Origin of the sequence: Catenulispora sp. EB89 (assembly GCF_041261445.1) — a bacterium.
Taxonomy (GTDB): domain Bacteria; phylum Actinomycetota; class Actinomycetes; order Streptomycetales; family Catenulisporaceae; genus Catenulispora.
This window is the reverse complement of record NZ_JBGCCU010000013.1, coordinates 229,409-244,450: the sequence shown is the minus strand read 5'-3', so window position 1 is coordinate 244,450 and position 15,042 is coordinate 229,409. Positions and strand designations below refer to the sequence as shown.

General features: G+C 72.2%; 12 protein-coding genes. 5 read left to right on the top strand and 7 right to left on the bottom strand.

Going from position 1 to position 15,042, the window contains the following annotated elements; all coding sequences use genetic code 11:
- The first annotated feature begins 169 nt into the window (after positions 1–169).
- A complete protein-coding gene (locus ABH920_RS26975; RefSeq protein ID WP_370351920.1) occupies positions 170–2,323 on the top strand; it encodes an MMPL family transporter in 2,154 nt (717 codons plus the stop codon).
- A gap of 44 nt (positions 2,324–2,367) precedes the next feature.
- On the opposite strand, the gene ABH920_RS26970 is transcribed toward ABH920_RS26975, so the two are convergent.
- The 6 genes from ABH920_RS26970 to ABH920_RS26945 form a co-directional block, all read right to left on the bottom strand.
- Complete coding sequence (locus ABH920_RS26970) at positions 2,368–2,694, bottom strand: putative quinol monooxygenase (protein ID WP_370351919.1); 327 nt, start codon at positions 2,692–2,694, stop codon at positions 2,368–2,370.
- Positions 2,695–2,785: 91 nt separating this feature from the next.
- Positions 2,786–4,126: an FAD-binding oxidoreductase gene (locus ABH920_RS26965; protein WP_370351918.1), complete on the bottom strand. Its 1,341-nt coding sequence runs from the start codon at positions 4,124–4,126 to the stop codon at positions 2,786–2,788.
- Between the two features lie 135 nt (positions 4,127–4,261).
- On the bottom strand, positions 4,262–5,380 hold the full coding sequence (locus tag ABH920_RS26960) for a hypothetical protein (RefSeq protein ID WP_370351917.1): 1,119 nt from the start codon (positions 5,378–5,380) through the stop codon (positions 4,262–4,264).
- 36 nt (positions 5,381–5,416) lie between these two features.
- Complete coding sequence (locus tag ABH920_RS26955; RefSeq protein ID WP_370351916.1) at positions 5,417–5,983, bottom strand: serine/threonine-protein kinase; 567 nt, start codon at positions 5,981–5,983, stop codon at positions 5,417–5,419.
- Between the two features lie 120 nt (positions 5,984–6,103).
- Positions 6,104–6,739, bottom strand: coding sequence for a hypothetical protein (locus tag ABH920_RS26950; RefSeq protein ID WP_370351915.1), 636 nt, complete (start codon positions 6,737–6,739; stop codon positions 6,104–6,106).
- A gap of 82 nt (positions 6,740–6,821) precedes the next feature.
- Positions 6,822–8,249: an alkaline phosphatase family protein gene (locus ABH920_RS26945; RefSeq protein WP_370351914.1), complete on the bottom strand. Its 1,428-nt coding sequence runs from the start codon at positions 8,247–8,249 to the stop codon at positions 6,822–6,824.
- 340 nt (positions 8,250–8,589) lie between these two features.
- Between ABH920_RS26945 and ABH920_RS26940 the strand changes: the two genes are divergently transcribed.
- A complete protein-coding gene (locus tag ABH920_RS26940; protein WP_370351913.1) occupies positions 8,590–9,771 on the top strand; it encodes a PP2C family protein-serine/threonine phosphatase in 1,182 nt (393 codons plus the stop codon).
- Positions 9,772–9,782: 11 nt separating this feature from the next.
- Here the strand turns inward: ABH920_RS26940 and ABH920_RS26935 are convergent, their stop codons facing one another.
- Entirely contained in the window at positions 9,783–10,403 is a 621-nt protein-coding gene (locus ABH920_RS26935) for a TetR/AcrR family transcriptional regulator (RefSeq protein ID WP_370351912.1), read from the bottom strand.
- A gap of 340 nt (positions 10,404–10,743) precedes the next feature.
- Here ABH920_RS26935 and ABH920_RS26930 point away from each other — a divergent pair, with 340 nt between their 5' ends.
- From ABH920_RS26930 to ABH920_RS26920, 3 genes are all read left to right on the top strand, one after another.
- A complete protein-coding gene (locus ABH920_RS26930) occupies positions 10,744–11,010 on the top strand; it encodes a metal-sensitive transcriptional regulator (RefSeq protein WP_370351911.1) in 267 nt (88 codons plus the stop codon).
- A gap of 45 nt (positions 11,011–11,055) precedes the next feature.
- Positions 11,056–13,965, top strand: coding sequence for a protein kinase (locus tag ABH920_RS26925; RefSeq protein WP_370351910.1), 2,910 nt, complete (start codon positions 11,056–11,058; stop codon positions 13,963–13,965).
- A gap of 204 nt (positions 13,966–14,169) precedes the next feature.
- Entirely contained in the window at positions 14,170–14,979 is an 810-nt protein-coding gene (locus ABH920_RS26920; RefSeq protein WP_370351909.1) for an SAM-dependent methyltransferase, read from the top strand.
- Positions 14,980–15,042: the final 63 nt, after the last annotated feature.

Genomic DNA, 15,042 nt, shown 5'->3' with positions numbered 1-15,042 from the left:
GCAGTACGCGCCCGGCTGTACACATCCTGTGGAGGACCCCGGATACCGCGCTGGCCGACTACGGATTCGCATCTCCGGCCGGACGTTTCCGAACCCGCCGGGAGCCAGACTCCGGAAGCGGAAACCGATGGCGCCCCGCGCCTGATCCGAGGAGTCAAGAGGAGTCGAGATGCCCGGCATCACCAAGCTCGTCCTGCGTCACAAGCTGGTCGTGGCCCTGTGCTGGCTGGCGATGGCCGTCGCCGGCTTCGCCACCCTGGGCTCGACCGTGAACCGGCTGACGACCGACTTCGCGCTGCCCGGGCAGCCCGGATACGTCGCCGACCAGAAGATCAGTGCCCTGTATCACGACGGCGGCGACACGCTGCCGACGCTGCTGACCGTGACCGCACCACCTGAGCTAGGGACAAGCGCGGTATCCCAACAGGCGCACCAGATCTTCGCCGCGGCGGCCGCTGCCGTCCCCAACACCCGGCTCGCGGACGCGCAGACCACCGGCGACCCGAAGTTCACCACCACCGACGGCCGGACCACCTTCGCGTTCCTGTTCGCGCCGCCGGAGAAGGGGTTCGGCACCGATACGACGACGCCCCGGCTCAAGGTGGCCGCGGCAGGCGCCGCCCCGGCGGGCTGGCAGATCGGCGTGACCGGGGCCAACCAGCTGGCGTCGGGCAACGGGTCCAGCAAGGGCAACGGCGTGCTGGTCGAGGTGCTGCTGGGCTCGCTCGGCGCGCTGGCGGTGCTGGCGTACGTGTTCGGCAGTCTGCTGGCCTTCCTGCCGCTGCTGATGGCCGGCGTGGCGATCCCGAGCACCTTCCTGCTGATCAACGGCCTGAGCCGGATCACCTCGGTGAGCTCGCTGGTGGAGTTCCTGGTCGCGCTGATCGGACTCGGCGTGGCGATCGACTACTCGCTGCTGGTCGTGACGCGCTGGCGGGAGGAGCGGGATAACGGCGCCGACAACGACAGCGCGGTCGAGCGCGCGATGCAGCACGCGGGGCGCGCGGTGGTGTTCTCCGGGCTGACGGTGGCGGTCAGCCTGCTGGCGATGCTGGTCGTGCCGGTCCCGGTGCTGCGGAACATGGCCGTCGCGGGGTTCTTCATCCCGCTGGTGTCGATCGGGGTGGCGGTGACGCTGCTGCCGGTGCTGCTGGCCGCCGCCGGATCGCGCATCGACCGGCCGCGCTGGCGCCGCGAGACGCACGCGAGCCGGCCGTGGAGCGCGTGGGCGCGGTTCGTGCTGCGGCATCGCAAGACTGCCGCGGTGGTCGGCGCCGGGGTGCTGGTGGCGCTGGTCGTCCCGCTGACGTCGATGCGGTTGGGCGAGCCGCCGTCGGCCGCGTCGGCGCAGCGCGGTGCGGCGCACGACGTGCTCGTGCGGCTGACCGACGGCGGGGTGCCGTCCGGGGCGCTGGCGCCGATCGAGGTGCTGACCACGCCGGACGCCGCCGCGCCGGTGGCCGCGCGGATGGCTTCGGTGCCCGGCGTGTACACGGCGTACGCGGCCTCCTCGTTCCGGGCCGGCGGGACCGCGATCGTGGACGTGGTGACCGGGCACGAGCCGTCGACGACCGCGGGCAACGCCGAGATCTCGGCGGTCCAGGACGCGGCGCGGACGCTGCCCGGCGTGCTCGGTGTCGGCGGCTCCGGCCCGACGCAGAACGACTTCATCCACGCGGTCTACGGCAGCTTCCCGTTGATGCTCACGGTGATCTCGCTGCTGACCCTGGTGCTGCTCACCCGCGCGTTCCGGTCGCTGGTGCTGGCGGCGAAGGCGGTGCTGTTCAACCTGCTGTCGGTCGGCGCGGCCTACGGCGTGATGGTGCTGGTCTGGCAGGACGGCCGCGGCAGCCGCGCGCTGTGGGGCGTCCCGGCGACCGGCTCGGTCACGGTGTGGGTGCCGATCATGGTGTTCGCGTTCCTGTTCGGGCTGTCGATGGACTACGAGGTCTTCATCCTCACCCGCATGCGCGAGGAGTACGACGCCACCGGCGACACCGACCGCGCGGTGGTCACCGGAATCGGCCGGACCGGACGGCTGGTGACGAGCGCGGCGCTGATCCTGTTCCTGTCGTTCCTGTCGATGTCGACGACCCCGACGGTGGACGTGAAGGTGCTGGCGACCGGCCTCGGCGCGGGCATCCTGCTGGACGCCGTGGTCGTGCGGGCACTGCTGGTCCCGGCCCTGGTCGGGGTCCTGGGCCGGTGGAACTGGTGGCTGCCGGGCTGGGCCGCGCCGCTGCTGCGGGTCGAGCCGTCGCCGGTGGGACCGGCGGAGCGGGAGCGGGAGCGGTCCGGGGCGGGAGCGGCGGCCGCCGGCTGAGCACGCGCCGCCGGGTTGGGGCCGGGACTGGGGTCGGCGTCACGTCACGCCGGCCCCAGCAGCGCGCCGCCTTCCCCGCTGACGTCCGTGGTCTCGGTCAGGAACGTCTCCTCGACGCCGAGGATGTACGGCATCAGCTCGGCGAGCAGCGGCGCGAGGTGTTCGCCGTCGCGGACGCCGCCGATCCGGTCGGAGTCGGGGGACCACTCGATGCGCAGGACGTAGGTGTCCGGGGTGGCGATGGAGCGGGAGAGCTCGTAGGTGAGGCACTGCTGGTTGTGGCGCAGCAGGTCGGTGAGGCTGGCGAAGGCGGCCTCGAAAGGCTCGGCGCCGTCCGGCGGGATGTGGATGCGGACCGTTTCGATGTACATGCGCTGGCTCCCGTGCCTGAGTGCGGCGGGGTGGCCCCGGTGCGAGGCGCCGGGGCCGCCCCGCCGCGTGTCGATCAAGCCTCGATCAAGCCTACAGAGGCCGCACGTTGTAGTTCGCGGCGAAGAGGTTCGCGGGATCGTACTGGCGCTTTACCGCCGCGAGCCGCTTGTGGGTGTCGGTGGGGTAGGCGGCTTTCACGTCGGAGTCGGCGGCGGTGGTGTTGAAGTTCGAGTACGTACCGCTGACGTGCGGCGCCAGCCGTTCCCAGACGGCGTCCAGGGCCGGCAGCGCCGCCTCGATCGCCGGGGCCGGGCCGATCGCGGCGGTGCCGATCATCAGCTCCGCGCGGCGGTGCGCGAAGGCGGTGGCGTCCTCGGGCACCCGGGCGAACGCGCCGCCGACGCTGCGGATGGTGAGGAACGGCGCGCGGGCGGTGGCCCCGACCTCGGTCATGATGCGCAGTGCGGCGTCCACGCCGGCGCGTTCGACGAAGGCGTTCCGGGTGTGGAAGCGGATTCCCGGCGGCGGGGCCTGTCCTTCTTCAAGCGTGTCCGCGTACGCCTTGAGGGTGACGTCGTCGTCGAGCACCGTGCCGAGCGCCCGGATCGGGGCGAGGGCGGCGTCCGCCTCGTCCTCGAAGTCCCCGTCGTAGGCCACGAAGATCTCCACCGGGGCGTCGGGGCCGCCGGCGAAGGGGTTGGCGAAGGCGGCGACCGCGGTCAGCGCCTCGGGGGCGGTGCGCATGTACTCGGCCCAGCCGGGGATCACCTTCGCGGCCTCCGCGCCCGGGAAGGTGATGCGTCCGTGGAAGACGTCAGTGGTCGGATGCGCCGCGAACTCGAAGGCGGTCACGATCCCGAAGTTCCCGCCGCCGCCCCGGACGGCCCAGAACAGCTCGGGGTTCTCGTCCTCGTCGGCGGCCACCACCGCGCCGTCGGCCGTCACCACCTCGACCCGCACCAGGCTGTCCAGCGCCAGGCCGTACTTGCGGACCTTCCAGCCGATGCCCCCGGACAGCGTCAGCCCGCCGACGCCGACGCCCTTGGTGTCGCCGGAGGAAATCGCGAGTCCGTGCGGCGCCAGGGCCGTCGCGACCTGACCCCACGTCGCGCCGCCGCCGATGCGGACGACGTGCCAGCCGCCGTCGACGATCTCCACGCCGGCCAGCGCGCCCAGGTCGATCACGACGCCGCCGTCGTTGGTGCCGAAGCCGGAGAAGGAGTGGCCGCCGCCCCGGACGGCCAGCGGGAGGCCGGACGCGGCGGCGTACTTCACGGCCGCCTGGACGCCGCCGACGCTGCTCGGCCGGAGGATGACGGCCGGGGCACGGGTGGCCAGGAGGGTGTCGGCGCGCCCGGCGTATTCGGGGTGTCCGGATTCGATGATGTCGCCGCTGAAGTCGCGGCTGAGGGTGGTCAGCGTCGTGGTCATGCCCGCCTCCAGCGGTGCTCGTGTTCGTGTCTCGTTCTGAGGTCGAACACGAGACGCCGGAGGTCGACAGGGTGTGACGCTGTGGTGGTGTGACCTGGCTCACAGGTCGTGCCGGGGGTCGGGGTCGGCTCGGGGTCAGATGCAGTGCGGGGAGCCGGAATCCCAGGCGGAGGTTCCGTAGGCGTTCACGGCACGTACCACGAAGCAGGCCTGCGCCGAGGGGTCGCTGTAGGGGACGGCCTGGAAGCTGTTCCCGGTCACCGAGTCGATCTCGTCGGTCTTCGTGTGCCCGTTGCTGTCGATGAAGGTGTAGTGGACGTCGTAACTGGTCGCGGTACTCACGGGGGACCAGTGGAAGGTCACTTGGTAGTCGTTGTCGCTGGAATCGGCCCAGCCGATCGAGTCCGCCGCGTTGGTCGGGGCCGACGGCGCGGTGTCGCGCGGCGGCGGGGGCGGGTTCGAGGTCGGCGGCTTGGCGGGTTGCGAGGTGGTGTGCGGGGGTGGGGCGGTGGTGCTGTGGGTGGCCGCGGTGGTGCTGAGGGCGGTGGATGCGTCAGTGGTGGTCGACGGCGGGTTCTGGCTGCTGGAGCCGGGGCCGCTGGGGGTCGGGTTCTTGCTGCTGGACGATCCTGCGGGGGCGGCGGCGTGGCTGGAGGAGGAAGTGGAGGTGGTCGCGCCGGTGGATCCGTAGGGCGAATCAGAGGACATGGATGTGCCGGTGCGACCGCTGGTCGAGGCATTCGCGCCGGACTTGGTCGTGGGATCGCCGAGAACGACCGCGAGGACGACGACCAGGGCAACGGCTGCTGCCGCCGCCGCCATGTGGAGGTAGCGGCGACGGCTGGAGGCGGCCGGCCGGGGTTCGGCCGGTTCGGCTACCGCGATGCCCGCCGGCATCCCCTGGTCCTGCGAAGGCTTGGCGCCCAGCGGTTCGGCCGCTTCGGCTGCCGCGATGCCCGCCGGAATGTCTGGGTCCTGTGAAGGCTCGGCATCCAGGGGTTCTGTGGCGGGAGCATCCGCGGGCTCGTCCGGCGCCGGCAAGAACCGCGTCGCCAACGCCGCCAGCTCCTCCCGCAGCTCCGCCGCCGTCGGCCGATCCCCGGGCTCCTTCGCGAGGCACGTCATGATCAGTGCCCTGATCACCTCGTCCGCGACCCCGTCGAGGTCCGGCTCCTCGTGCGCGATCCGGTACGCCAGTGTCGTCGGGTCCCCCTCGCCGAAGGGGTGGCGGCCGGTGAGTGCGAAGGCGAGCACGCCGCCCAGGGAGAAGACGTCCGCCGGTGGTCCGACCTACTTCTTGCCGCGGATCTGCTCCGGGGCCATGTACGGGGGAGTGCCGACCACGATGCCGGAGCGGGTGATCGTGCTGGCTGCCGAGTCGCGGGCGATGCCGAAGTCGATGAGGTGCGGGCCGCTCTCGGCGATCAGGACGTTGGCCGGTTTCACGTCGCGGTGCACGACGCCGGCCGCGTGGATCGTGGTCAGCGCCTCGGCCAGGCCGGCGGCCGTCTGCTGGGCGTCGGACGCGGTGAGCGGGCCCTGCTTGGCGACCTTGTCGCTCAGCGCCGGGCCGTCGATGTACTCGGTCGCGAGCCAGGGGTGCGGGGTGTCGATCTCGGCGGCGACGATGTCCGCGATGAACCGGCCGCGGACCTTGGCGGTCGCGGTGGCCTCGCGGGTGAAGCGTTTGCGGAATTCCTCGTCGCGCAGGAGTTCGGCGTTGACCACCTTCACCGCGGCCTTGGTGCCGCCCTCGCCGATGCCCAGATAGACGCGGCCCATTCCGCCGACGCCCAACAGCCCGATGATCTCGTACGGGCCGATCTGTCTGGGATCAGTGTCCTGTAGAGGCTCCATCCCCGTGTCCCCTCAAGCGCTTGTCTTGTCACCCGGCGCGGTCGCACCTTAACAGACAGCGTCGTTCGCTTGAGGGTTCGAACTGGGGTTATGGGAATCAGGGGCCTTCGAAAGACCTGCTCAGTCCAGCTCGATGGTGAAGTCCCACACCGCGACCACGTGCCCGTCCTCGCGCAGCGTGATCTGTGCCGCGCCGGAGGCGAACGTGCCGCGCACGACCAGATCCGCCGTGCCGCCGGCGGTCGCGGAGGCCTGAGCCGGTCCGACGGCCGTCAGCTTGATGTCCGTGCCGTGGTCGTCGCGCGAGGACAGGTCGGCGGTGGCGGCCTTCAGCGTTCCGGTGTTGGCCGCCAGGCGCAGCGTGATGGTGCCGGCGACCTGCGTGGGCATCGTCGCCGGGAGCGGCGTCGGCAGGTCCTCGGTGGGGCCGAGCGCGGTGATCACGCCGGTGCCGGCGGGCAGCGTGACGGCCACCGGGGAGCCGACCGCGACCAGCTGCGGGTGCGACTCGTCGGCCGACGGCGTCAGCTGGGTCTTCGGGGCGCTGGGGATCGGGACCGCGCCGAGCTTGTTGACGACGTCCTGCGCCGAGGAGTCCGATGAGCCCGATCCGCTGGAGCAGCCGGCGGCGAGCAGCGCGACCGCGACGGCGGCCAGGACGGCGGTCAGGGCGATGGCCGGCGCGATGGCGAGGCGGCGCACGCCGGACCGGCCGGAGCCGGTCCGGCGCGGGGCCGCGGTCTGCGGGGTGTTCACGGGAGGTACCCGATCACCTTTCGTGGAGAAGGCCTTCGGCTCCTCCGGCGGGCGCCGAGCCCGCCGGAGGAGGAACAGGGTGTCAGCGCGCGTAGACGCTGCCGGCCGGGATCTCCGGGCGGCCGACGTCGCTCACGCCGGCCACCGCCGGGTACGTGATCGAGCCGGACGGGGCCGGAGGCAGGGCGCGCCCGGACGGGTTGTTGTAGACGTCGCCGCCGAACGGGCGCAGGCCGTCGGCCGCGGCGTAGCCGAGGTGGCCCTTGCCGTCGGTGCCGCCGTGCCGCACGCCGAACAGGTCCTCCATGCTGCGCAGCCAGCTGTAGTGGTTGTACGGCTGGGCGCTCACCGAACCCGGCTTGATGAAGCGGGAGATCATCACCGCGCCGGTGATGCCGCCGCCGGGCGTGGTGTCCTGGCCGAAGGCCTGGTCGCCGGGCTGCGCGGTGTTCGGTCCGGGCAGCTCGTTGCAGCACGCGACCACCGACTGCGCGGTGTCGGTCGGGGTGTTCAGGCCCGAGTCGGCCGGGTTGCCCGTGTAGTCGCCGATGGAGTTCCCGTACATCTTGTAGGGCGGGAACGCCTCGTCGAAGACGATCTGGATCAGGCCGTCCTTCTGGAACGCCGGGGAGGCCATGATCTCGGGGATCGTCTTCTCCAGGAACAGGTCCGAGGCGTACAGGCCGCCCTGGTGGTTGTTCGGGTCGCCGGAGAGGTTGTCGCCCTTGCAGGTCGCGTCGTGCGCGTCCGAGCAGTTGTCCGGGGAGATCCAGGAGAACGCCGGGGTGGTCTTGATGGACGCCAGGTCCTGCGCCAGGCTGTTCTCGGCCGGGTGGCCGGGAGCGGCGGCCAGGCCGTCCAGCGGCACGACGTTCTTGCAGTCGTGGGAGTTGTCGGTCAGCGAGTGGAACCACGGCGCCGGGTTGTGCTTGGGCACGTACTGGTCGGCCGCGGTCGCGCCGCCCGGGTCCGGGACGCCGGCGCCCGACGGGCTGCCCGGGGCGCCGCACGCGTAGGCGTTCTCGCGGCTCGGGGTGTTGCCCATGTCCTGGGCGTAGACCTTCCACGGCACGTGCTTGTCGTCGAGCTGGTTGAACAGCGTCTTGACCGACGACGGATACACGCAGCCGGAGGTCGCGTTCACCTGGCCGTCCGCCGCGCGGGTGCCGGGCGAGACGTCCTTGTAGGTCGGGCAGTCGTTCTGGTTGTCCGGCGCCGGGGCCTGACCGGACACCAGGCTGACGTAGTTGTCCAGGCTGTAGTGGCCGGTGCCGTAGTACTGCGTCAGCAGCTCGCCGTAGGAAGGCAGCGTCTTCCACAGGTAGCTGTTCTGGTTCAGGCCGGAGAAGGTGGCCTCGTAGGACTTGTTCTCCAGGATGATCGTCCAGACGTGGCCGATCTTCGGCGTCTTGCCGTGGTCCGAATCGGCCTGCGCGGTGCCACTGGTGGTCACCACCATCGCGGCGGTGGCGCCGAGTGCCAGCAGGCCGGCGGCAACCTGTTTTCTCATGTGACGCAGCGTTCTTGGGCGTCGCCCGGGAAGTCTCATGCGGTCCCCTCGGTACCGTCCGTCCCGCGCCCGGATCGGCGCGGATGCCATGCGGAGCCAACACCCCGGAGTCGGACTGGGCCGGTGAGGGAGCTGGCCTGAGGTTTTCGGCAAGGTGAACATCGCCTCGTGCATGGTATTCGAGCCCTGGTGAAGGCGGTAGTCCAAACGTGCGAATCGGGCGATTCCTCGACATCTGCGGGCCGCGCCGGGTTATGCTCCGTCCTGTCGGATTAAGGACGCTGAGAGGCGTGGGCACGCGTTGGGTGGTCCTTTGACACGATGGGTCCGGGCAGGCGGCGTGGGCACGCGCCGGCCGGCCGACACCGGGCGCGCCCTTTTCCTGCTGGTGCTGCCCGGGATCTGGGTCGCGGCGGTGCTGGTCATGCAGGTCCTGCTCCCGGCCCGGATCCAGCTCGCGCCGCTGCTGGCCGCCGCCCCCGCCCCCGCGATCGCCTGCGCCGGCACCGGCCGCCGGCAGTGCGTCTGGCTGGCGGGCCTGTGCGCGTTCGTGGCTCTGCTGCCGGTGACCCCGGGCAACGGCTCCGGCGGCGAGGCGCAACGGATCGGCACGTTCGCGGCGATCCTGACCGTCGTGGCCGTCAGCTACGTGATCTCGGTGCGGCGGCAGCGGATGATAGGCGAACTGAACCAGGTGCGGGCGGTCGCCGAGGTGGCGCAGCGGGTGCTGCTGCGGCCGCCGCGACCGGCGGTCGGCGACGTGCTGGTGGCCGCGCGCAGCGCCTCGGCCTCGGCCGGCGCCTCGGTCGGCGGGGACTTCTACGACATCGTCGACACCCCGTACGGCGTGCGCGCGATCATCGGGGACGTCCGGGGCAGCGGCCTCGGCGCGGTCGAGGTGGCGGCGGTGCTGCTGGGCTCGTTCCGCGAGGCCGCGTACGACGAACCGGACCTGCGCGATCTGGTGCGCCGATTAGAGGTGAGCCTGCGGCGCTTCCTCGGCGACGCGGACGCCGCCGCGGCGCACGTCCCGCTCGCCGACGGCGCCCGGCTGTGGGAGACCTCGAACTCGCTCGCGGTCGCGCCGCCCCGCACGGTGGTGGACGTGCGCGAGGAGTTCGCCAGCGTCGCGGTGGTCTCGATCCGCCCCGACGGCCGGCTGGAGCACGTGAGCTGCGGCCACGCCCCGCCGCTGATGGTGCGCTGCGGGGCGGTGTCCACGGTGCAGGGCCAGTCGGTGGGGCTGCCGCTGGGACTCAGCACCCTGGCACCGGGTGCGGACGGCCGGGCGCGCTTGGTGGTGACGCCGTTCGACAGCGGCGATTCGTTGTTGCTCTACACCGACGGCGTCACGGATTCCGGCGGGCCGGATGTGGAACCGCTGCCGCTGACGCAGATCCTCGAGGATTTGGCGGACGCCGGGCCGGAGTACGTGTTGTCGGCGATCGAGGCCGAGGTGACGGTGCGGGCTCGCGGGGCACGGGCTCGGGATCTGGCGATGTTGTTGGTGCACCGGCCTTGAGGGTTTGAGGTCTACTCCTCCGCGGTCAGCGCCGAGTAGCCCGGAGCCCGCAGCCCATCCAAGAAGAGCTGCAAATACCGCCGCGAACTCCGCCGCACCGTGACATACCCCGGCAGCGGCCGCGTCAGCTGCGCGACGGCCACGATGATGTCGGCCAGATCGACGTCCGGCCGCAGCATCCCCGCCCGCCGCGCTCGCGCGAGCATCGTCTCGACCAGTTCGTTCAGCCGGGCTTCCAGTGCCTTGACGTCCGGGTCGCCCGGGTCGTAGGCCCCGTCGAGCATCATGCACATCGCCCCGATGCGTTCGTCGGCGGCGGCGAGGACGAAGCGGCTCAGCGCGTCGAAGGGGTCGTCGCCCAGGGCCAGCGCGGACTCGGCGCGGTCGGCGGTGCGCTTCAGAACGCTGCGGACCACCGCGAGCACCAGGGCGTCGCGGTCCGGGAAGTGGCGGTAGACGGTCGCGTTGCCGATGCCGGCGCGGCGCGCCACCTCGTCGATCGGGACCTGCCAGCCGACCTCGGTGAACAGGTCGCGGGCGGCGGCGACGATGCGTTCGCGGTTGCGCAGGGCGTCGACGCGGGGTGCTCGGGCGCGCGGTGCGCGGCGTGGGGTGGCGGCCACGACGTCCACGGGTTCCTCCTGGGCGGTCGGGCTGAGTGGCTGGGCTGAGTGGTCGACGTGAGTGGTCGGATCCTGGTGGGAGATTGGAGCCGCCGCGCACGGGACACGGAGGGGGTGCGTACCCGGGCGCGGCGGCCGTTTTCCAAGGATCTACCTGCGGAGGGATCCTCGTTGGGGACCAGGTCCCCTGTGCAGGGTAACGCATCTTCCGGGGAAATGTTCCCCGGAAAATACGATACTTAGCGTTGCTTATTATGCGCCGGGAGGGGGTGCCGATCTGTACCCCTGGGGGTATGCTCCGCGGCGATGATCCCCGATCCGGCGCCTCGCGCCGGGAAGGAGCGCCGAGGTGCAGGTCGAGCCTGAGACCGTTTCCGACGTGACCAAGCGGCTGCGCCGCGCCGAGGGCCAGATCCGCGGCGTCATCGCGATGCTGGAGTCCGGCCGGGACTGCTCGGAGATCGTGACCCAGCTCGCCGCCGTGTCCCGGGCGCTGGACCGGGCCGGCTTCAAGGTGATCGCCGGCGGATTGCAGCAGTGCCTGGAGACCGCCGACGGCGAGGAGCGCGCGGCCAACGTGGCGCAGATGGAGAAGCTGTTCCTGTCGCTGGCTTAGCAAACGACCATCGCGCCGAGCCGCCGATCCCCGTAGGCTCAGTGCGTGACCGAGCCAGGACGGGTGATCGGGGGACGCTACCGACTGGTGGATCGGTTGGGTTCCGGAGCGTTCGGACAAGTGTGGCGCGCCTACGACATGCACCTCGGGGTGGACGTCGCGGTGAAGCAGGTCCTGCTCCCGATGGAGGGCAAGGGCCCGCAGGCCGCCGAACGCGTCGCGCGCGCCGCCCGCGAGGCCCGCAACACCGCGCGGTTGCGCGACTGCCCCAACATCGTGACCGTGCACGACGTCCACATCGAGAACGGCGCGCCGTGGATCGTCATGCAGCTGGTGAAGGGCGAGAGCCTGGCCGAGCGCCTGGTGCGGCACGGCCCGCTCACCGAGAACGACGCCGTGGCCCTGGCCCGGGACCTGCTGCGCGCACTGGCCGCCGCGCACGCCGCCGGGATCGTGCACCGGGACGTGAAGCCCGGCAACGTCCTGCTGGCCTCCGACGGCACCGCGCTGCTCGCGGACTTCGGCATCGCCGTCCGCTTCGACGACCAGCGTGTAACCCGGACCGGCACCTTCATCGGCTCGCCCGGCTACGTCGCGCCCGAGCGCGTGATCTCCCAGGACGCCGGCGCGATCGGCGACCTGTTCTCCCTCGGGGCCACGCTTTACGAGGCGGTGGAAGGCGTTCCGGCGTTCCGGGCCGACATCATCGGCTCCGTGGTGGCCGGGCAGCCGGCGCCGCTGCGCCGGGGCGGCCGGCTGACCCCGCTGATCACCCGGCTGCTGGACAAGGACCCCTCGACCCGGCCGGACGTCGCCGCGGCGCTCGCGCTGGTCGGCGACTGGACGCCGCCGCCGACCGTCGAGGCGTCCGGCTCGCTGGTGTCCTCGCTGGCGCAGGACGTGCAGCTCGGCGTGGAGTGGGTCGAGCACTTCGCGTTCGTCAACGAGCGCCTGCGCAACGACGACGTCGCGGCCAGCCGCGGCGCGCGCACGGCCAACGCCTCGGAGGCGATCCGCGGCATCCGGACCGAGATCGGGGTCAACCAGAACGAGTTCCTGGCGGCCGGCCGGCGCGAGGTGCACGCCGTGGTCCGGGTCAGCACCGCGGACTCCGGGGCCGGGGCTCCGACGCGCGCCCACGCCGCGGCCGCGGCACGGCGTGCCGACCGCAGCTACTCCTCGAAGCCGGCGGCGGTGGCCAGCGCCGACGGGCCGCCGTCGGTGGTCTTCATCGCCGACTGCTCGCGCTCGCTGGCCGAGCCGGGGCGGTTGGCGGGCGTCAAGGCCGCGCTGCGCGCCGGGATCGACGAGCTGCCCGACGGCGCGCGGTTCGCGGTGATCGCCGGGCGCGCCGACAGCCAGGCCGTGTACCCCGAGGACGGCGGCACCGAGGCGGTGACCGCGGCCTCGCGCGCGGCGGCGAAGGCGGCGGTGGACCGGCTCACGGCGTACGGGGGCCGCGAGATCGGGCTCTGGCTCAGCCGCGCGGCCCGCATGTTCGCGCTCGGGTCCGGGCCGGTGCGGCACGCGATCCTCATCGTGAACGGCCGGGACGAAGGGTTGCATCCGTCGCGGTTGGCGATGACCGCGCGCGCCTGCACCGGGCTGTTCACGGCCGACTGCCTGGGTCTGGGCGACGACTGGGACGTCCACGAGATGCGCCTGGTCTCCGAGCAGCTGTCCGGCACGATGGCGTTGGTGGCCGAGCCCGAGGCGCTGCCGTCGGCGGTGCGCGACGCGACGGTCGGGGCCGCGGCGAAGCGGGTCGCAGACGTCGAACTCAGCCTCTGGACGCCGAGCGGAGCCGTGATCCGCTACGTGAAGCAGGTCGATCCGGTGCTGCGCGACCTGACGGACAACCGGATCCCCGGCGACGCGGTCCGCACGGTCGGCTTCCCGACCGGGGCGTGGGGCGAGGAGACGCGGGAGTTCCACATCTGCGTCGAGGTCGCGCCCGGCGAGCTCGGGCAGGAGAAGCTGGCCGCGCGCGTGCAGCTCACGGCGCGCGGGCCGGAGGCCGTGGAGGTGCTCGGCGAGGGCAAGATCCGCGCGGTGTGGGTCGACGACGAGACGCTGGTGATGCGCGTCGTGTCGAAGGTCGGCCCCTACAGCGGGCAGCCGGGCCAGTCCGGGCAGCAGGCCGAGGCCGATCTGTGGGTGGACCCGGAGATCGGGGACCTGGAGCGCGAACTGGCGGGTCTGGCCGACGAGCTGTCGCAGGCCGAGGCCGAACTCGCGGAGGTCCGCAACCTGCTCGCGGTGTTCGGCCGTGCGCACGCGCGCATGTTCGCGCCGCTGCTGGCCGAACTCGACGAGATCGAGGCCCGCATCGCCGAGGTGCACGCGGCGCGCAGCGGCCGCGCGGACGACCAGCGCGACGCCGAGACGGCGCGCGAGCGCGCGCAGCAGTCGGCCCGCCAGGCCGACGAGGAGAAGGTCCGCGCCACCCGCGCCGACCCCCCGCGCCCGGCCCCGACCGGCGAAGCCAAGCGCATGTACCGCAAACTCGCCCGCCGCTGCCACCCCGACCTGTCCGACGACGAGGCCGACCGCCAGCGCCGCGAGGTCTTCATGGCGCGCGTGAACGACGCCTACACCCGCGGCGACATCGGCCTGCTGGCGCAGCTGTCGCGCGAGTGGGACGCGGAGGGGCCGGACGGCACCACCGCGCCGCCGAAGGACCCGGGCGAGCGCCGGAAGCTGAAGGACCACCTGCTGCAGGCGCTGTCGTCGGTGCACAACCGGCTGGACCGCATCCGCGACGAGCTGACGTCCGCGCGCGAGTCGGAGCTGGGCCGCATCGTGTTCGCGCCGGGGCAGGACGCCGGCATGCCGGCCGCGATGCGGCGGCTGGACTCGATGGCGGACAAGCTGAAGGCGCTCGTCGACGAGCGCCGCCGGGTGCTGGACGGGCTGCTGGACAGTGCCGGGGTGGGGGATGAGGGCGGGCGGTAGGCGGTAGGCGGTCGGCGGTCGGCGGTCGGCGGTCGGCGGGAACGCCGGGCCTGGCGACGCATGGCGAACTGGTCTGCCGGGTATCGCCTGACGCCTGAGCGTGATTATCGATCTCTGTTATCAGGAAGCAGAGACGATGGGTATGATCCGCGCCAAGCGATCAACACCGCCGATGGCCGGGTCCGGCCGGGATGGGGAGGCGACATGTCCGACGAGGCGAAGTGGACGACGCCGGAAGTGGACACCGAAGTCGCCACGCCGGCGCGCATGTACGACTACTACTTGGGTGGCAAGGACAACTTCGCCGCCGACCGCGAGGCCGCCGAGAAGGTCCTGAAGAACATGCCGAAGGTGCGGGCCTTCGCGCGCGCCAACCGGGCCTTCCTCGGGCGTGCGGTGCGGGGGATCGCGGCCGAGGGGGTTTCGCAGTTCCTGGACGTCGGCATCGGGTTGCCGGGGCCCGGTGGGACGGTCGCGTCCGCGCTGGCGGCCCGGCCGGACGCCCGCATCGTCGGCGTCGACAACGACCCGATCGTCCTGGCCCACGCGCGTGCCAGGCCGGTGGACGCCGGGATCGGGGCCGCGACGATCGTCAAGGGCGATCTGCGCGATCCGGCCGCGATACTGGCCGACCCGCAGGTGCGCGGGGTGCTCGACTTCGAGCAGCCGATCGGCGTGCTGCTGATCGCGGTGCTGCACTTCGTGAGCGACGACGAGGACCCGTACGGCATCGTCAGCACCCTGATGGACGCGGTCCCGGCCGGCAGCTTCCTGGCCCTGACGCACGTGACCGGCGACTTCGACCAGGAGCGCCTGGCGGTGTCGGCGCAGGCGTACGAGAAGTCGACGGCGAAGCTGACCGTCCGCAGCGCCAAGGAGACCGCCGCGTTCTTCGACGGCCTGGACCTGCTCGACCCCGGCGTCGTGCTGCTGCCCCGGTGGCGCCCGGACGGTCCGGTGCCGAGGGACGCCGACGACATCTGGATGTACGGGGCACTCGGGCGCAAGAAGTAGAGCCGAGGTTACCCGCCGGTTGCTTGAGAGCCCCGCGTTGACCAAGGTGGAGGCATCTTTCCC

Coding starts and splice junctions, on each gene's coding strand:
- ABH920_RS26970 (WP_370351919.1), bottom strand. CDS start 2,694: ATGTACATCGAAACGGTCCGCATCCACATCCCGCCGGACGGCGCCGAG.
- ABH920_RS26945 (WP_370351914.1), bottom strand. CDS start 8,249: ATGAGAAAACAGGTTGCCGCCGGCCTGCTGGCACTCGGCGCCACCGCC.
- ABH920_RS26975 (WP_370351920.1), top strand. CDS start 170: ATGCCCGGCATCACCAAGCTCGTCCTGCGTCACAAGCTGGTCGTGGCC.
- ABH920_RS26920 (WP_370351909.1), top strand. CDS start 14,170: ATGTCCGACGAGGCGAAGTGGACGACGCCGGAAGTGGACACCGAAGTC.
- ABH920_RS26955 (WP_370351916.1), bottom strand. CDS start 5,983: ATGGAGCCTCTACAGGACACTGATCCCAGACAGATCGGCCCGTACGAG.
- ABH920_RS26965 (WP_370351918.1), bottom strand. CDS start 4,126: ATGACCACGACGCTGACCACCCTCAGCCGCGACTTCAGCGGCGACATC.